Genomic DNA, 15726 nt, shown 5'->3' with positions numbered 1-15726 from the left:
TGGTACATTTGACTTTAAACTATCATTACATGCAGCTTCCACGCGAGGTCATCGTTGGAAAAGGTGCCCTCCACCGCATCCCTGAAGTTGTCAGCAGATTAGGACTTAGAGGGAAAGCCCTAGTTATGTCAGACGAAAAATGCTACGACATAGCTGGCAAAGCAGTTTCCAATTTTCTTAAAGAATCTGCTTTCAACGTTGATTTTCTTATGGTTAAATCAATGACAGTAAACGACATGCTAACCATTGAGGGACAAATAAAACGGTTAAAGCCACAGGTGCTTTTTGGGGTCGGCGGCGGAACAATAATCGATGCAGCTAAAGTAAGTTCAGTTAGCCAAAACATCCCCTTCATCAGCGTTCCCACAACAGTGTCCCATGATGGCATCGCAAGCCCCCTAGCATCAATAAAAGGCTCAGAAAAACCCTACTCCATAATGGCACAGGCGCCAATGGCGATAATTGCAGACACAGACGTTATCGCCCAAGCACCATGGCGCTTTGTCATCAGCGGTTGCGGAGACGTAATCTCCAAATTCACAGCCGTCAAAGACTGGCAACTCGCACACTCCGAAACAGGCGAATACTACGGAGGCTACGCCGCCAGCTTAGCCTTAATGAGCGCAAAACTAGTAACAGAAAACGCTGAATTAATCGTGTACCGCCAGCAGGATGGCTTACGGGTACTGCTTGAAGCATTAATCAGCTGTGGAGTAGCTATGAGCATCGCAGGAAGCAGTCGACCCTGTAGCGGTTCCGAACACCTCTTCAGTCACGCCTTGGACTTGGTGAATTCGCACCATGCTATGCATGGTGAACAGTGCGGTGTTGGAGCGATTTTGACTTCTTTTCTGCACGGCTCAAACTGGCAACGCATTAAGAAAACGCTCAAACAGATAGGTGCACCTACAACTGCTCAAGAATTAGGCGTCGAAAACGCAGATGTTGTTAAAGCATTGCATGCAGCCACCAAGATAAGACCTGAACGGTACACTATCCTGCATAAGCTCAATCTTAACCTTGACGCATGCGAGACAGTAGCGAGGGCAACAGGCATAATTTCTTAGGGACGTAACGGCTGAAGCAGCGCAAACTGGTTTCCCTCAGGGTCCTCCGCCGCAGCTATCCAGCCAACGTTAGGAACCTCTTCTTTAGGCTGAGTTACTTTTCCACCCATTTTTTCGATTTTTGCCAAAAAATCCGTAATCGATTCAACTGAGAAATAGTTGATTGGTTTGTTGTCTTGCTGTTGTTTGCGGTACATGCCGCCGTTAACTCCTGGTCTGAGTGGCATGCCGTTAGAGTCAACGGGCACTGTTTGGATAATCCAATACTCGATTGGTCCAGGAGCGAGCACTATCTGCCAACCGAAAACTTTTTCGTAAAAATCCTTTAACTTTTCAACGTCACTAGCTGGGATTTCAAAATGCACCACCGTGTGATCCATTCTGTTAAATTTCACCTCCCCATTTTCAATAATGTTCGGTTGAATAATGTGTTAATTAATTATAAGCGTTTGAGGGATTTATGAATTTTGAATAAAAAGTTAGGCTTAAAGAAAAAAGAATGAGAAAAGAGGTTGTTTATTCCTTAGCGGGGGTAGCTTTTGGTTTTTTCGGCTTTGCCGCTGGTTTCTTCGCAGGTGCCTTTGCCGCTTTCTCCGTCTCTGGAGCTGAAGTTGCTGGAGCGGCGGGTGCTGGTTTGGGTGCTGACTTGAATGTTTCAACAAACTTTATGTCTGCAATGTCGGGGAGGAACTTTTGTATGTCCATGGCGATGCCTCGTTTGGCAATTTGGATGCCTTCGATGTAGAAGGTTTCTTCAGGCATGTCTATGGCTAAGTCTTGGTTTTTTATTGTAAGATTGAACTTGTTCTCTTCAACTTGAGGTACCCTGCGGTGGATTAGTGCGGCGATTTTCTCTTCGTTTTTCTCAAGCTTTTTGGTCGGAGTAACGTCGTAGATTAGTGTTCTTCCCGCTAACGGCGGATTGTAATCCAGAAGCACTCGTCCTGCACCAGTAGAGCGGACAGTTGCCATTTTGCCTTGAAATTCGATGCGTGCACCAACAGTTGGGTTAATTTGTTTTGCAAGCAACTGTTTTAGGGGAACACGTCTAATTTTTTCAGGGTCGCGTGGACCAAACGCTTTGTCAGCGGGGATCTCTACGGTTTGGGGTTTGCCTACTTCCATGTTTGTTAAGGAGTCGTCTAAGGCTTTGAGAACCCAGCCTTCGCCGACAACAACAAGTTTGGGCTCGTAAATTTCGCCTTCTTTTTGAAGGTGCTCTTTTTTAGCTATGTCTTCTTTTGTTGTGTCGAAGACTTCGTTTGTTTCTTTAACTTTAGCTATGTAATCAATTAGTATGAAATCTCCTTTTTGTAGTGCCATCTTGAATCATCCATTGTGTTTTAGGTCGGAAGTGTAGAGTTTCAAACGCTAATAAAAACGTTGTTGCTGTATGTTTTGGTTGTTGGGTTGTTTATTTGGCGTGTCAGGTTATGCGGCTTTTGAGGTTTAGCAATTAGGTGTGATGGAAGCATTTTGTTCTTGTAGTAAGGGGATGCCGTAGTGTTTGAGTAACCGTCTTAGCGCGTCTTTAATCACTTCTGTTTGGGTTTCGTAGAGTCCGTCTGCTATGAGAAGGTTGATTCCTTCTTGGTATGGACTAGCGATTGCTATTTTTACGTGCTTTTGATTTATGGTCATTGGTACACTTCCTTTTTTAGAGATTTGTTATTTTTGGTTTTAAGGTTTAGTTTGATACGGAGTCGGAAGCTGATTATGGGACTAATCGATAATTTGAAATTTTTTATCGGTAACCGACTTGAGCAGCTTTTTACTTATCTGTGGTTAGTATTTCAGCTTAATAAGTTTTTATTAAGACTTACGATGAGGTGGGAGGGTGTGGAGTTAACGAGACTGCTTGGGATTAAAAAATCCGTTCCGTTCACAAACCAATTCAACAGGCAAAAGGCTCATAGCCCAAGCACTAAAAGAAAACAAAACACTCGTCTTACTTGCCTTCGCAGTTATATACGGTTTAATCTTCATCAACTACATTGACGTAATAACTTCAGGAAGTGGCATCGGCGGCTATCACCTTTGGCTAACGCTGATGTATTTTGTGCCGTTTGCCATCCTGTCTGTAATGGATATAAAGAATTTTAAACTAACCATCGGGCTTGGGCTAACTGCTTCCTTAATGAACGATGTTTTTTATGGTGTCGTTAGGCATTTGATGAGTGCGCCCTATGATTTGGCGCGTTACTACAGCCTGTGGCTTATACCACAGAGCACTAAACTGTTTAATTTAAACTTGGGTTTTACTGTCATAGAAGTCCAGTCATGGATGATGGCATCGTCCATCTACCTAAGAATCATAGCAGCAAGTCTGTTGCTCTATTACAGTTGGAAAGTACCGTTGACCAACATGCGAACCAAACTATCCCTTAACGTATCAAAACTGAAAACTTCACCCAATCTTAATCCGAGCAACCAATCTACTGTATTCTCTGGTTGCACCGATGCCCGAGAAGTTCAAGAACGATAGATAGCAAAATTGGTGCACTAGACCTGAGAATCGTTTGGTTCTATTTCACTTGCGGTTTGTAGATAATCAGCAGGTTACCCGTTTTATTTACCAGTAAACCTTTTTTTTGCGCAATTTTTTCTACGGATGATTGGTCGTTTTCCGTGTTGCAAAGTTCAATTTGTATCTGGAAACCTTTAGATAATTTATTATTAGCATGCAGGTTGAGTACTATAGATTTAACGTTGCAAATCTCCATTATCTGTTTGATTACCCTTACCGCAAGCTCTCTTTCCATAGATTTATTCAATGAACAATCGCTTACTTATTTGTCTAGGTGAATAATATGTTGCTAAAGACCTTCATTTACGGCAAGAAAACAACATTTATTCGGCTGCTTTGCTAGCGAACAACGGAAGTTCAGATGGGAAAATATTTTAAATTAAAGTCTTTCGAGACATAAACTAACAATGAAAGAGAAGACGGTTTAGCCAATTTTTACGTTAATTCAAAAATATTTGCCACGTTAGCTAGTGCAAGTGGTGTTCCCTTTTCGGTTTTTCAGTGCCTTGATTAGTTCGTCTTTTCCTTCAGCCACGGTGATTGGCACGCTATGGATCAATTGTTGATTTTTCAGTTCCGTAAATAGGTTAACGATGGTGGGCGGTTCAAGTCCTGAGTCTTCAAGCAGTTTGGCGTCCTGTAGAACTCTGTGGATTTCGCCTTCGCCAAGTAGTGAGCCGTGGCTGATGACTATTATGCGGTCAGCTAACTCAGGCAATGCTTCGACGTCATGTGTTGAGACAATTATGGTTGTGCCTGATGCGCTAAGTTCGTTTAATGTGTCTATTAAGCCGCGGCGTGAAACTAAGTCAAGATTTGCAGTTGGTTCGTCTAGAATTAGAAGCTCAGGTTTTAGCACCAAAGCTGTGGCTAAGGAAACTTTCTTTTTTTCGCCAAAACTTAACCTGTGCGGAGGGCGGTCTTTAAGGTGTTCAATTCCCATCTTTGTCAGCACGTGTACACTCCTCTGTTTAATGTCTTCTTCTGGCAGTTTGAGGTTTTTTGGTCCATACTCAATATCTTCGATGACGCTTGGAGTGAAAAGTTGGTCATCTGGGTCTTGAAACACTATGCCGATGCGTGAACGGAACTTTTGGAAGTCTTTGGAAGTGGTTTTTTCGCCAAAAACAGTTATTTCGCCCTTGTTTGGAGTCAACAGTCCAGCGATCAGCAGTATCAGCGTGGATTTTCCTGAACCGTTGGGACCAAGAATCGCGACGCGCTCGCCCTGATGGACCTCAAGGGACACGCCTTTTAATGCGCTCACGCCTGCTGGATAGTTGAATTTAACATCCTTCACTGAGACGATTGGGTCTGCCATGATAGAGGCGCCTTCTTACAACAACGCAAGTAATGCAAACGCGACTATTATTGATGATGCAAAAAAGGCGTCTCTTACCCTAAACGCGGGCATTGATAGTTTGTTGTCGTTGCCCATTTCAAACCCACGTGCTTTCATAGCTAAATAAACCCGTTCTGAGCGTTCGTAGGTGCGTATGAAAAGTGAAGCGATGATTGAGCCTAAGTCTTTTAGGGATTGCAGGTTTAGTGTTTTCTTGTTGACATATGTCCGTGCTTCCTTTGCCATTAACACGCTCTGCGCTTCGTGGATTGAAATAAAAAAGTACCTGTAAGTCAAACTAAACAATTGAATTGCTAGGGATGGAACTTTTAGGGTGGCTAAGAGCTTTAGCGTTTTTTCAAAGCCCGTCGATAAAACCAGCAGTATCAATGATGCCACACAGAACCAAACTCTTACCGTGAAAACCAGAAAACGAGTTAATCCCTCCATAGTTATCACTAAATTTGCAAAGCCAAGATTTGCTGTCCAAACAGGACTCCCTGCTGTCCAAAATAAGACGGGTAGAGAAATTAGTGCCGCAAACATTGGAAACAGAGCAGTTCTGGTGAAAAAGCTCTTTAGCGGAATTCTTGATGCAACTGCCAAAAGCACTGGAACCAAACAGATAACAAGCAAATACGAAAGCTCAAAAATAAACAGCGAAGCCGCAATCATAAAGACAATTGCAACTAGTTTAACTAGCGGGTTTATGCTCTGCATGACGCCTTTTCTGTTGCTCAAGTCCTCAACGTAAACTAACGATTCAGCGCCTTCCATTAAATCTCTCAAAGACTGCGGCACTTTCATTTTCATTGACTCTTTTTCTTGCTAAGGATTTTAGCCACAACTAACCCTGCGACAAACAAAAGCAAGGTTGACGTTATGCCGATTAGTAGGGCACCCCACTCATTCTCAAACCCGATAATGCTGTAGTCTGGGAACGGTGGCTCATAGATTGGCTGTTCTTCTGCGCCGAGTTCTTCTGCTTTCACGTCGAATGTTTCATTAGCGTATGAGAACAGGAAAACGCCTAAGACAACAAAGATTAAAGAAACAGTTAAGCCGATTATGACGGTTTTTTGATTAACTTTCTTTAGGTTAGCCATCTCTTTTACGCCTCTACCTCTGGTTTAATCTTAAACATGCTGAGCTTGCCCAAGATGGGGCTACGTTGCAAAACATCAGGACGCAACTTTAGCAGTGTAGCAATGAGGATTACTGTGACTATACCTTCTGCGACACCAATTATTGAATGGTTAATTGCCATTGCTGGCACAGCTACACTCAAACCGTACTGGAACACTGGCACAGACAAGCCGAGTTGTGTGCCTGCGGAAATGGCAGCTAGCACATCCCCTGCGAAGGCTGAAGCAAAAATTGCTCCAAACAGCGAGATGCTTGATTGAATTTTGAATCCTTTGTTTAGTGCTAAAAACAGTATGCAAGGGATAAAAACTCCGATTACCCCCATGTTTAGAACGTTTGCGCCAAGAGCAATAAGTCCACCATCACCAAAGAGGAAAGCCTGCAAAACCAAAATTACAGTCATTGAGATGCAACCTGCGAACGGACCAAGTATTAATCCTATTGCCGCTGCGCCAAGAAGATGTGCAGTTGTTCCGCCGATGATTGGATAGTTCATCATCATAGCAGCAAAGAAAAGTGCAGTTAGCAACCCCATCATGGGAACTTGTCGGTCGGAGAGCTTGATGTATTTAAAAGAGATTACCCAAAAGATAATTGCTATTATGAATGCAGCTATTGCAACTTCCATTGTCAGGAATCCGTCGGGGATGTGCATTTCATTTTCTCCTTAAGTAACACGATTGTGTAGAACTGTGTTACTATTAAAGCTTTTCTCGCTACCGCTACTTTACACATCATCCAAAACAAAAAAACCAAAGTCAGAAACTACGTGTTTTTTCTAAACTTTGCCGCATGATTAGCAATCAAAGCCGCCATTGCTCCAGCAGCCACACCGCCATCAATGTTAACAACCGCTAACCCCAACGAGCAAGACTGAAGCATAGCCATCAACGCACTCAAGCCTTTCTCTCCAAAACCGTAACTGTTCGAAGTCGGAACAGCAACCACTGGAACATCCACAAGCCCAGTAACCACTGAAGCCAACGCGCCTTCACGTCCAGCAACGACAATAACGGCATCAACGTCTTTTGCGATTAGCTCTTTTACTGGTTCAAGAAGCCTGTGGATTCCTGCAACGCCAACATCGTAGGTGGAGAAGACTGTGCAGCCCATTTCTTGCGCGATAATTTTTGCTTCTTCTGCCACTGGGATGTCTGAGGTCCCAGCTGTTAAAATCCCGATTCTTCCGCCGTTTTTGCTATTCACAAAGCTTTTCTTTTTTGCCACAACTATTCGTGCTTTTTCATTAACCTCAAGTACGGCATCACTGCTAAAGGCGTCTTTAAGCGCTTGGATATGCTCATTTGTGCATCTGCTAACAATCGCCCTTCCACAATTGGCAAGCATTTTTTTGGCTATTTCCATTGCGTCGCTTGGTGATTTGCCTTCAGCCAAAACTACCTCTGGGGCACCTTTTCTAAGTTGCCTGTTGCCATCCAGTTTGGCTAAACATCCAACCTCGTCAATCGCAAGTAACTGAAGCAGTTTCTCAGCTTCAACTGGCGAAAGCTCCTTGCCAGCAACCTTTTCTAGAATTTCTCGTAGCGAGCTCATAAGCAGACAATACTTAAAAAATCGACTTGTTAATATATTTATTATGCTTGCTCGATAAAACCAAATTCTGATGATACACATGGATGAAACTAAACGGATTCTTGTGACTGACTGTCGTGTTTCTGGAGTTGCAGGAGACATGATTTTAGGCGCTCTAATTGACCTTGGTGCCAACGCTGAACGGGTTGTCTCTGCCATTAAGTCTTTGGAGAAGCCAGAGTTCGGCTACAAAAACATCAAAGTAAACATCAATCAGGTAATGCGCGGGGAATTCAGAGCAACACAAATTGATGTCACTTCTGAGGTAACTCAAAAGCGGCGTGGCAACGAACTCATAGATATAGTTGAAAAAGCCGCATGCGACCTTGCGCTATCAGCCAAAGCCAAAGACTTCGCTTCTAAAGTTATTCGCACACTTGTAGGTGCAGAGGCAGATTTGCACAAAACATCGTTTGATGAGGCTCATTTGCACGAGGTTGCCAAGGTGGACACTGCGGCTGAAATTCTTGGTTGCGCCGTGGCGCTGGATGATTTAGGCTTGTTTGATGCAACGATTTACTCTACTCCTGTTGCTGTGGGCGGAGGTACCTTCAAGTTTTCGCATGGCACCGTTTCAAGTCCTGCTCCAGCGGCGCTGGCGATTTTGTCTTCTAGAAATTTTGCGTTTGAGGGCGGTCCAGTTGAGGCTGAACTTGCAACTCCAACGGGGGTTTCGATTTTGGTTAATTTGGTGAATTCGGTTGAGCGCTTTTATCCTGCGGTTGTGCCTTTGCGAGTTGGTTATGGTGCGGGAACAAAGGATTTTGCTGGGTTTCCTGCTGTTTTACGTCTGACACTTGGAAAGGCTTTGGATGGTGGGTTTTTGCGAGATGAAGTTGCCGTTTTGGAAACCAATGTTGATGATGTGACAGGTGAAGTGTTAGGTTACACTGTTGACAAACTGTTCAGCGAAGGCGCTAAAGATGTGAGCATAATCCCAATGTTTACTAAGAAAAATAGGCCTGGACAAATCATAAAAGTTATCGCTGACCAAACCGATGTTGCGCGCCTTACAAAAGTGCTTATTGATGAGACTGGTACGTTGGGGGTGCGAGTTTACCCTTGCACGCGGCACATTATAAACCGCGAGGTGCACGCTGTTGATTTGGCTGTAGGCGGCAACAAGGAAATGGTCAAAGTTAAAGTTGCAAGAAACCTTAGCGGAGATGTAATCCGCATAAAGCCTGAGTATGAAGACCTCAAACGGTTGGCGGAAAAAACTAAGATGCCTCTGCGTGAGCTTTCGGATTTGGTTATTTCGCGCACATTTGAGGTTTTAAAAAGTAAAAGTTGAGTGGTGGTTTGTTGGAAGCACTGAATGCAAAATTGGATGCGCTTAAGCGTTTTATCGCTGAGAAGGGCAAAGGTGGTGTGGTGATTGCTTTTTCTGGAGGCGTGGACAGTGCCACTTTGGCCGCAGTGTCTCGTGATGTTTTGGGTGAGAGGAGTGTGGCTGTTACGGCGAAGTCTCCAACTTACCCTTCAGAGGAGTTGCTAGACGCTGAGAGAGTGGCTGGTGAGATAGGCATACGGTTGTACGTGGTGGAAACTAACGAGTTAGAAAATGAGGATTTTAGCAGAAATCCTGAGAACCGTTGTTACTATTGCAAGAAAGCGTTGCTTGAGCGCTTGGTTGAGTTTGCGCATGAACGCGGGTTTGAGGTGGTGTTTGAGGGTACAAACTACTCTGATTTGCAGGGTCACAGGCCAGGTTTCAAAGCTGTGCAGGAGGTCAAGGGCGTGTTTAGTCCGTGGATAGCTTGCGGGTTTACTAAAGAGGAGATTCGTCGTGTGGCTGGGCAGTTGGGGCTTAGCGTTTCGGGTAAGCCTGCTTTGGCGTGTTTGGCTTCGAGGATCCCGTTTAATGAGCGAATTACGGCTGAGAAGTTGAGCCGAATCGAGAAGGCTGAGCAGGTTGTGAAGGCGATTGCTGGGGTTAAGCAGGTCAGGGTTAGAGACCACAACGGCTTAGCACGCATCGAGGTTGGAGCGGCTGAGCGGGCGCTGTTTTGCAATGTTGACGTTCAGGATAAGGTGGCGGTGGAGCTTAAGCGATTAGGTTTTGTGTTCGTGACTTTTGATTTGGAAGGTTATCGGTCAGGTAGTATGATGAAAACACTTTAGGGCTTTTTGTTTCTATAGCCCCCTTATTTATACTCTGAATAGAATGTTTTGTTGCTTTGCTGTAGACCCCTCCCCTATTTAAAACGGGTGGATTGTTTGTTTTTTACTACGTACATGGCGAGCGCACTGTTACTACGTGCAACCTAGCCCTTGCGATGTACGCAGTACATAGAGAACCCTGAATGTACGTGGTAAACCAAAATGTAAACTGCAACAGCAACCTACCCTATAGGGTTCTGCAATGGGTTCCTAATAGCATACAAATATGTCCTTTGAAAATACAAGTTCAGGTTTTATTGTGGAAAAAGTTGTGCCGTGTTGAGTCTAAACCTCATGGCAATCATCGTCTGTTTCTTTAGCACTTGTCAAAGCCGTTCTCCTTGATGCAATCTCTAGAGTCGGTCTTTAGCAGTTACCCAAGACCAGTCTGCATGTTGCCGTGAAGCGTGTTCCTCAACCGGCAAATACAATCTTTCTTTTCATAGAATATAATGTTATGTTGTCACAGCAAGCTAGCAACTAGAAAGCGGGTGTGGTGTGGCAAAAAACTTAAACTGTAGCATGTTGACTTGTATCGGTGCTGGTGGCGGGGTATCCGAGCCAGGTCTAAATAGGCGGCCAGATTTCGATTGCCTAAGATATGGAGGAGGACTTAAGATCCTCTGGCGCAGGCCTTCGTGGGTTCAAGTCCCACCCCCGCCACCACTATTGCTGTTTTTTCTAGTAGTTGTTGAGTGGGATGCTTTAGTACAACATCAACCTATGGATTATGCTAAATGTTGCTTTCTTGGTTCTGTTTGCGTTTTGGGTTGTTTATTGGTTGTGGACGATTAACAATCAGTACAGGTTAAGAAAAGGTTGAGCGGGCAAAGTTAGTGCTAAATTACATCAACCCCTCCCTTTTTGACTTTGCAACTCAGAGATTTAGACGGCATTACAACAATTTTTGACATTATCCCGCACTCAAACACCCCCAAGATGTTTATAACGGTACTCAATCACCTGAAAAGCGCTCGCTTATTAAGACAGCGAAAACTTGGTCAAGAAACCTTGACAAAGTTTAGTCAATAAATCTTGACAATTAGCCTTTTATCGCCTTTATTTTCTAACAATAGTTATGGATACTAGAAGAATCTTAGCTTTAATGCTTGCTATATTATCCTTAACGTCCTTAGTTACTCTTGAATTTGCATTTGCACAAGTAAACACCCATGAGCTTGGCCAACCACAATTTAAGAGACAAGTTGCACAGATATGGAATGCAACATTGCAGGATACTTCTACTTCCGGATTAGTGTTCAGTGATGGCAAAATTTTTGCCATTTCTTCAGGTCATGAGTCGTTCCTCAACTGTATTGATGCTCTTACTGGAGAACTAGTGGAGTTTTAAAGTGAATTTTATTCGAGAAAAGCCAATAGTCATTGGGGGCGCGTCTTTTTTAGGCACGCTCTTTAATGGTGTTTATTGTCTTGATGAAACCAGCGGTGAAGTTCTTTGGCATTTCGACGAACTCCCTTCAGGTGGGCACACAGTCGTTTTAGAAACCTTTCTCTATATAGGAGGGGGAAGTTATGACCGCTCTACTGATACCTTTACTGGCTACGTTTTCTGTCTTGACCAATTAACTGGCAAAAAAATATGGAGCTATACAGCACAAGACGTGGAGTTTCTTTCAATTGCCATCCAAGATTACCGTGTCTTTGCAATCAGCAATACTTTCTCCCAAACAACTAAGACACATGACAGCGCAGTTTACTGTTTGAATTCTATGACAGGTGAATTCATATGGTCATTTCCAACGAGCGGTTATGCTTTTACGCCATGTATCTCTGATGGCTATATGTTTGTCACTTCAAATCAAATAGCTGCTGAAGATGCATCGCTCGTTGGTGGAAAGCTTTATGTGTTTGATATGTCGAGCAGAAAACTGGTTTGGAGTACCTCAAAGGTCAACATTACAACTCCTACAGTTGCTGAGGGTATAGTTTACTTTGGCTCGGGGGATAAGAACGTATATGCATTTAATGCTTCTAACGGGTTACAATTATGGGCATGTCCGACCGATAGTTCATTGGTAAATAGTTGGGCTGGACCAGGTTTGCATAATCCGCCTGTGGTAGAGAACGGCTATGTCTACGTCAGTGCATTAGACGGTGTTTATTGTATAAATGGCATTTCTGGGTTAAGAATCTGGAGTTACAAAACTGACCGACCTTTGTTGATTATGCCGACAATAAGTAATGGACGATTATACGTTGGTTCAGGAGAGTTAGGAGATTACGTCCCTTATGTTCATCACAGTCTATATGAACTCAATGCCTTAACTGGGAAAAAGTTGTGGAACTACACATTTGAGGGCATAATTAGTGGGCCTCCTCTAATAATTGGTGATACTATCTTTGTAGGTGTCTCTTATGTAACCCTCAAGAGCCCTAGCTATGGTGCAGGCTGGTTATTTGCGCTACAAGAGGCTACAATTACTGTTGAACCTTCACCATCAGTTCCAGAGCTATCTTGGTTGGTAATTTTGCCTTTGCTTCTATGCATGTTCTCTGTTGCTTTGATAGGTAGACATCGAAAGAACACCAACCATATGCAAATATAATTTATTAAATCGTTTACTCAATAACTGATATCTTGAATTGCTAGTTAATTACGCCTTATTCGTAGCCTTAAAAGAAAAAAGAGGAAAGAGTGTCTTTACAGTTTTGTGTAGTTTGAGGCGGTGGCTGTTTTTGGTCGTTTCCACAGGTAGCTGGCCATTACTGCAACAGAAGACAGTATGATGACAAAGACGAGTGTGAAGCCCTCGGGAATAACGCCGCTCACAGCAAGTGTCGCAACACCCTTGTTTCCCTGCGTATCAACAGCAGTTACAGTATAGCTTCCGTCAGCCACATCGGGTATGGTGATGTTGGTTGTGAAGGCGCCTGCTCCGCTTGTAGTCACGCCAGCAACGGGAGTCACACCATACTGGTAATAAGTGTAGTTAGCGGTAAACACTACAGTATAGGTATCCCATGCTGATGAAGTGGAACGGCCAAATGCGCCTGTTACATAATTTACAAAGGGGTCAATAGCGTATTGGCTTGAGCTTGTTAATGTTCCATCGCCGTTATCGGTGTAAGTGGATTCTACCACGTTAGTATCTGAACTGACGTTACAGTGAAAGAAAAAGGAACCTGGCTTAATCGGAGCATGATTCATATATGCTGTAAACGGACCAGTACCAGTGGGATTAGGAATATTGTGTACCTCGTTGATTACTGTTATTTCTTGTCCAAGTCCTATACCTACGGGTTTTGTTGCCCCAAAACCACTACCTGTAACTATTACCTGCCCGCCTCTCGCTTGTGTTGTAGGGTTCAGAGTAATCGAGCCTGCCGCCGCCGTTATAGAAACAAAAACGAAAGACGCCATCAAGAATGCCATTGCAAACACAGTGAAGTATCCTGTTTTATTTTTCATTTTTTATCTCCTATTTCTTATCGGAATTTGATTGATATTATTTCATTTCTAAATAATAATCACACTCACCTATCGTGAGTGCCTAAAAAGGCAGTAAAGCCCTCAAATCAGCAAATATTCACCAAAAAACAAGGACTGACTTCGCTATTATGATGAATACAGAGTGCTTGCAGAAATTTTTTATCTGGAAGAATCCAAGTACATGCATGGATAAAGAAGAGAATTCAGTAACTATCAAAAAGGTCGATTCAGAAAGCTTTGAGGGTTTTTTGGGTTTAATTGATAAACTTGCCCAATATGAGCGACTGGCGCCGCCAAATGAAGAGGCGAAAAACAGGTTGCGCAGAGACTGCTTGTCTGATAAACCAAAATATGAAGCGTTTATCGGTAAAATCGGTGAAAAACCTGTTGCTTACGTCATTTTTTTCTTTACTTATTCCAGTTTTCTTGCCCTACCCACTTTATATGTGGAAGACATTTTCGTTCTTGAGGAATATAGGCGGCAAGGAGTCGGCAAGAAAATGTTTGACTTCCTAAAAGAAACTGCTAAACGTGAAGGATGCGGGAGAATAGAGTTCACCGTCTTGACGTGGAACAAGACAGCGCAAGAATTCTACGAAAACAACGGCGCCAAACGCATGGATTGGTTTTTGTATCGGATAGAAAAAGAAAATTTTTAGCTCGAGGTTTTGGCTGCTTTTCTCTGCAGAAAATTGTTCACTGAGTCAACGAGGGCTTTACAAGCAAACCATCTCTCCTCCAAGGAAGCATCCGTCTCCATGTTCCGAATGCTTTTCTGAAAAATCTTTATTCGCTCAAGCACTGGCTCCCTCTTTCTCTCATACTCCTCTCGAAGAAGCTTTAGCTTGGTATTGCAATCCAAAATAAATAATTCTAATTCTCTCTGCTTTTCGGCTAATTGCTGGGTTACCTCCATTTCTTTCTGTTCCCTTTGCTTCATAGAAATGCCGTGGAAAAAGCCTGTTTTCATCTGAATCACTCTCTCCTGCTCACTTTTTAAGTCATCAATAATTTTGTAGAGGCGTTTGGCTTCACGATTTTTTAGTCTACGAAGTGCCCCTGTCATGGCTACGTATTCCTTGCTAATTTTCGCCAGACGCTCTCTGGAATCTGTCAGCTTTCCTATTTCTTTGTCAAGGACAGTTTCTCTGCGGTGTCTCTCTTCAAGTTGCTGCTTGATAGTCGCGAGTGTTTGTGAGCATTCATCTATGAATTGGTCATCCACGCTTGTGCTATAATGCGATTTAAACTCGTTTATCACAGACTCCACGTTGGATAGCCAGCGGTCGAAATGCGCGCTGAACGGAGAAGAACCAAACTTCTGGCTGCCCAAAACGTGAAGACGTCTAAGAGTAGCTTCTAAAACCTCTTTTTCTGTTGTAGGATGTTGCTGTTCCCGTGTAGGTCGCCTGACCTGTCTTTTGTTTTTGGTTTTTTCATGAAGAGGTTTTCTGTAGGTGCGGATTGCTCCTTTAGGCGACTTTCTTGGAGGTTGGTATCCCATAAACACAACGTATCATTCTTAATGTATTTAGATTATGTATTGGCATTGGCATTTTGGTTCAAGTCCACCCCCTGCAAGCCATGTTTTTTTTGTTTTAAATTGTTGCTCGTGAGGAGTCTATACAATAAATATTGGATGCGATGACCGATAGGGATAAATCAAGCGGTATCGGGTTGATGTCCTTAAAATCGGAGTAATGGGGGCGCCCATGAAAGCAAAAAAGCTTTGCATAATTGCGGTAACAATAGCCTTCTTGATTACGCCTATTACTCTACAAGCATATGAAATGCAAAAAAATCAGACAAGCCAGATTAATTCTCGCAGTTTTCCCATTAGGGTTGCATGTGTTGGCGACAGCATTACCCAAGATAGTGGATATCCTAGTGACCTTCAAACGATGCTTGGCAGTAACTATACAGTCGGCAATTTCGGCTCTAGAGAATCGACGGTTTTACGTATATCTTGGAAACCTTACATGAACCAGCCTGAATTTCAGGATGCCAAGGATTTCAGCCCAGATATAGTTGTTATTATGCTTGGAACCAACGATGGTCTAAAGATGTTACATTCTTTCAATGAAACTTTCGATGACGACTATATCGCGCTTGTTAACTCATTTCAAGAGTTGGAAAGTAAACCACAAATTTGGGTTGCTAAGCCACCGCCTATTTTCAGCAATAGTCCAGATTTAAGCTCTGAATACTACTCCGAAACAATAATTCCAATGACAGAAAATATAGCAACCGAGTTAAATTTACCAGTAATTGACGTATACAACGCTTTCGGTGATAATGCCAGTTATTTGAGCGCTGACGGGGTACATCCTAATAACGATGGCGCTGCACTCATAGCCTCCGAGGTATACAAAGCATTACTTGGATAATATACGTAGTTATCTAATTTTGCCTTGTTTAAGCCGCTTTAAGCTCCCGC

Annotated in this window: 19 protein-coding genes and 1 tRNA gene; 9 read left to right on the top strand and 11 right to left on the bottom strand. The window is 43.2% G+C overall.

All coding sequences use genetic code 11. The annotated features are described in order from the left end of the window. Positions 1 to 8: 8 nt before the first annotated feature. Positions 9 to 1067: an NAD(P)-dependent glycerol-1-phosphate dehydrogenase gene (locus tag NWE95_03555; protein MCW4002973.1), complete on the top strand. Its 1059-nt coding sequence runs from the start codon at positions 9 to 11 to the stop codon at positions 1065 to 1067. On the opposite strand, the gene NWE95_03550 is transcribed toward NWE95_03555, so the two are convergent. The 3 genes from NWE95_03550 to NWE95_03540 form a co-directional block, all read right to left on the bottom strand. Continuing rightward, the gene (locus NWE95_03550) at positions 1064 to 1447 is read right to left on the bottom strand and encodes a VOC family protein (GenBank protein MCW4002972.1); all 384 of its coding nucleotides are present in this window, start codon (positions 1445 to 1447) and stop codon (positions 1064 to 1066) included. The two genes, NWE95_03555 and NWE95_03550, sit on opposite strands and share 4 nt — an antisense overlap. 136 nt (positions 1448 to 1583) lie before the next feature. Further along, a complete protein-coding gene (locus NWE95_03545) occupies positions 1584 to 2390 on the bottom strand; it encodes a peptidylprolyl isomerase (GenBank protein ID MCW4002971.1) in 807 nt (268 codons plus the stop codon). Positions 2391 to 2516: 126 nt separating this feature from the next. Beyond that, positions 2517 to 2708, bottom strand: coding sequence for a hypothetical protein (locus tag NWE95_03540; GenBank protein ID MCW4002970.1), 192 nt, complete (start codon positions 2706 to 2708; stop codon positions 2517 to 2519). Positions 2709 to 2925: 217 nt separating this feature from the next. Between NWE95_03540 and NWE95_03535 the strand changes: the two genes are divergently transcribed. Next, complete coding sequence (locus NWE95_03535; protein ID MCW4002969.1) at positions 2926 to 3552, top strand: hypothetical protein; 627 nt, start codon at positions 2926 to 2928, stop codon at positions 3550 to 3552. A gap of 40 nt (positions 3553 to 3592) precedes the next feature. On the opposite strand, the gene NWE95_03530 is transcribed toward NWE95_03535, so the two are convergent. The 6 genes from NWE95_03530 to larB form a co-directional block, all read right to left on the bottom strand. Next, positions 3593 to 3841, bottom strand: coding sequence for a hypothetical protein (locus tag NWE95_03530; GenBank protein ID MCW4002968.1), 249 nt, complete (start codon positions 3839 to 3841; stop codon positions 3593 to 3595). A 216-nt stretch (positions 3842 to 4057) separates the two neighbouring features. Further along, complete coding sequence (locus tag NWE95_03525; protein MCW4002967.1) at positions 4058 to 4915, bottom strand: energy-coupling factor ABC transporter ATP-binding protein; 858 nt, start codon at positions 4913 to 4915, stop codon at positions 4058 to 4060. A gap of 15 nt (positions 4916 to 4930) precedes the next feature. Then, a complete protein-coding gene (gene cbiQ, locus NWE95_03520; GenBank protein ID MCW4002966.1) occupies positions 4931 to 5743 on the bottom strand; it encodes a cobalt ECF transporter T component CbiQ in 813 nt (270 codons plus the stop codon). Between the two features lie 2 nt (positions 5744 to 5745). Continuing rightward, complete coding sequence (locus NWE95_03515) at positions 5746 to 6042, bottom strand: hypothetical protein (GenBank protein MCW4002965.1); 297 nt, start codon at positions 6040 to 6042, stop codon at positions 5746 to 5748. Positions 6043 to 6047: 5 nt separating this feature from the next. Then, complete coding sequence (locus NWE95_03510) at positions 6048 to 6737, bottom strand: energy-coupling factor ABC transporter permease (GenBank protein MCW4002964.1); 690 nt, start codon at positions 6735 to 6737, stop codon at positions 6048 to 6050. Between the two features lie 110 nt (positions 6738 to 6847). Continuing rightward, positions 6848 to 7636, bottom strand: coding sequence for a nickel pincer cofactor biosynthesis protein LarB (larB, locus tag NWE95_03505; protein MCW4002963.1), 789 nt, complete (start codon positions 7634 to 7636; stop codon positions 6848 to 6850). Positions 7637 to 7715: 79 nt separating this feature from the next. Between larB and larC the strand changes: the two genes are divergently transcribed. The 5 genes from larC (at position 7716) to NWE95_03480 (ending at position 12405) form a co-directional block, all read left to right on the top strand. After that, the gene (gene larC, locus NWE95_03500) at positions 7716 to 8969 is read left to right on the top strand and encodes a nickel pincer cofactor biosynthesis protein LarC (protein ID MCW4002962.1); all 1254 of its coding nucleotides are present in this window, start codon (positions 7716 to 7718) and stop codon (positions 8967 to 8969) included. Between the two features lie 11 nt (positions 8970 to 8980). Beyond that, a complete protein-coding gene (gene larE / locus NWE95_03495) occupies positions 8981 to 9799 on the top strand; it encodes an ATP-dependent sacrificial sulfur transferase LarE (protein MCW4002961.1) in 819 nt (272 codons plus the stop codon). A 585-nt stretch (positions 9800 to 10384) separates the two neighbouring features. Continuing rightward, positions 10385 to 10504, top strand: a tRNA-Leu gene (locus tag NWE95_03490). 412 nt (positions 10505 to 10916) lie between these two features. After that, entirely contained in the window at positions 10917 to 11189 is a 273-nt protein-coding gene (locus NWE95_03485; GenBank protein MCW4002960.1) for a hypothetical protein, read from the top strand. Position 11190: 1 nt separating this feature from the next. Next, a complete protein-coding gene (locus NWE95_03480; GenBank protein ID MCW4002959.1) occupies positions 11191 to 12405 on the top strand; it encodes a PQQ-binding-like beta-propeller repeat protein in 1215 nt (404 codons plus the stop codon). 95 nt (positions 12406 to 12500) lie between these two features. On the opposite strand, the gene NWE95_03475 is transcribed toward NWE95_03480, so the two are convergent. Further along, on the bottom strand, positions 12501 to 13268 hold the full coding sequence (locus NWE95_03475; GenBank protein ID MCW4002958.1) for a hypothetical protein: 768 nt from the start codon (positions 13266 to 13268) through the stop codon (positions 12501 to 12503). Between the two features lie 206 nt (positions 13269 to 13474). Here NWE95_03475 and NWE95_03470 point away from each other — a divergent pair, with 206 nt between their 5' ends. Next, a complete protein-coding gene (locus NWE95_03470) occupies positions 13475 to 13948 on the top strand; it encodes a GNAT family N-acetyltransferase (protein ID MCW4002957.1) in 474 nt (157 codons plus the stop codon). On the opposite strand, the gene NWE95_03465 is transcribed toward NWE95_03470, so the two are convergent. Further along, positions 13945 to 14793 (bottom strand): hypothetical protein, encoded by an 849-nt coding sequence (locus tag NWE95_03465; protein ID MCW4002956.1) that lies wholly within the window; start codon positions 14791 to 14793, stop codon positions 13945 to 13947. The two genes, NWE95_03470 and NWE95_03465, sit on opposite strands and share 4 nt — an antisense overlap. A 208-nt stretch (positions 14794 to 15001) precedes the next feature. On the opposite strand from NWE95_03465, the gene NWE95_03460 reads away from it, so the two are divergent. Beyond that, a complete protein-coding gene (locus NWE95_03460) occupies positions 15002 to 15676 on the top strand; it encodes a GDSL-type esterase/lipase family protein (protein MCW4002955.1) in 675 nt (224 codons plus the stop codon). The last annotated feature ends 50 nt before the right edge of the window (positions 15677 to 15726 follow it).

The sequence above is a fragment of the Candidatus Bathyarchaeota archaeon genome, from assembly GCA_026014725.1.
Taxonomy (GTDB): Archaea; Thermoproteota; Bathyarchaeia; order Bathyarchaeales; family Bathycorpusculaceae; genus Bathycorpusculum.
Note: the sequence above shows the minus strand (reverse complement) of the source record. Positions and strands in the feature narration are given on the sequence as shown.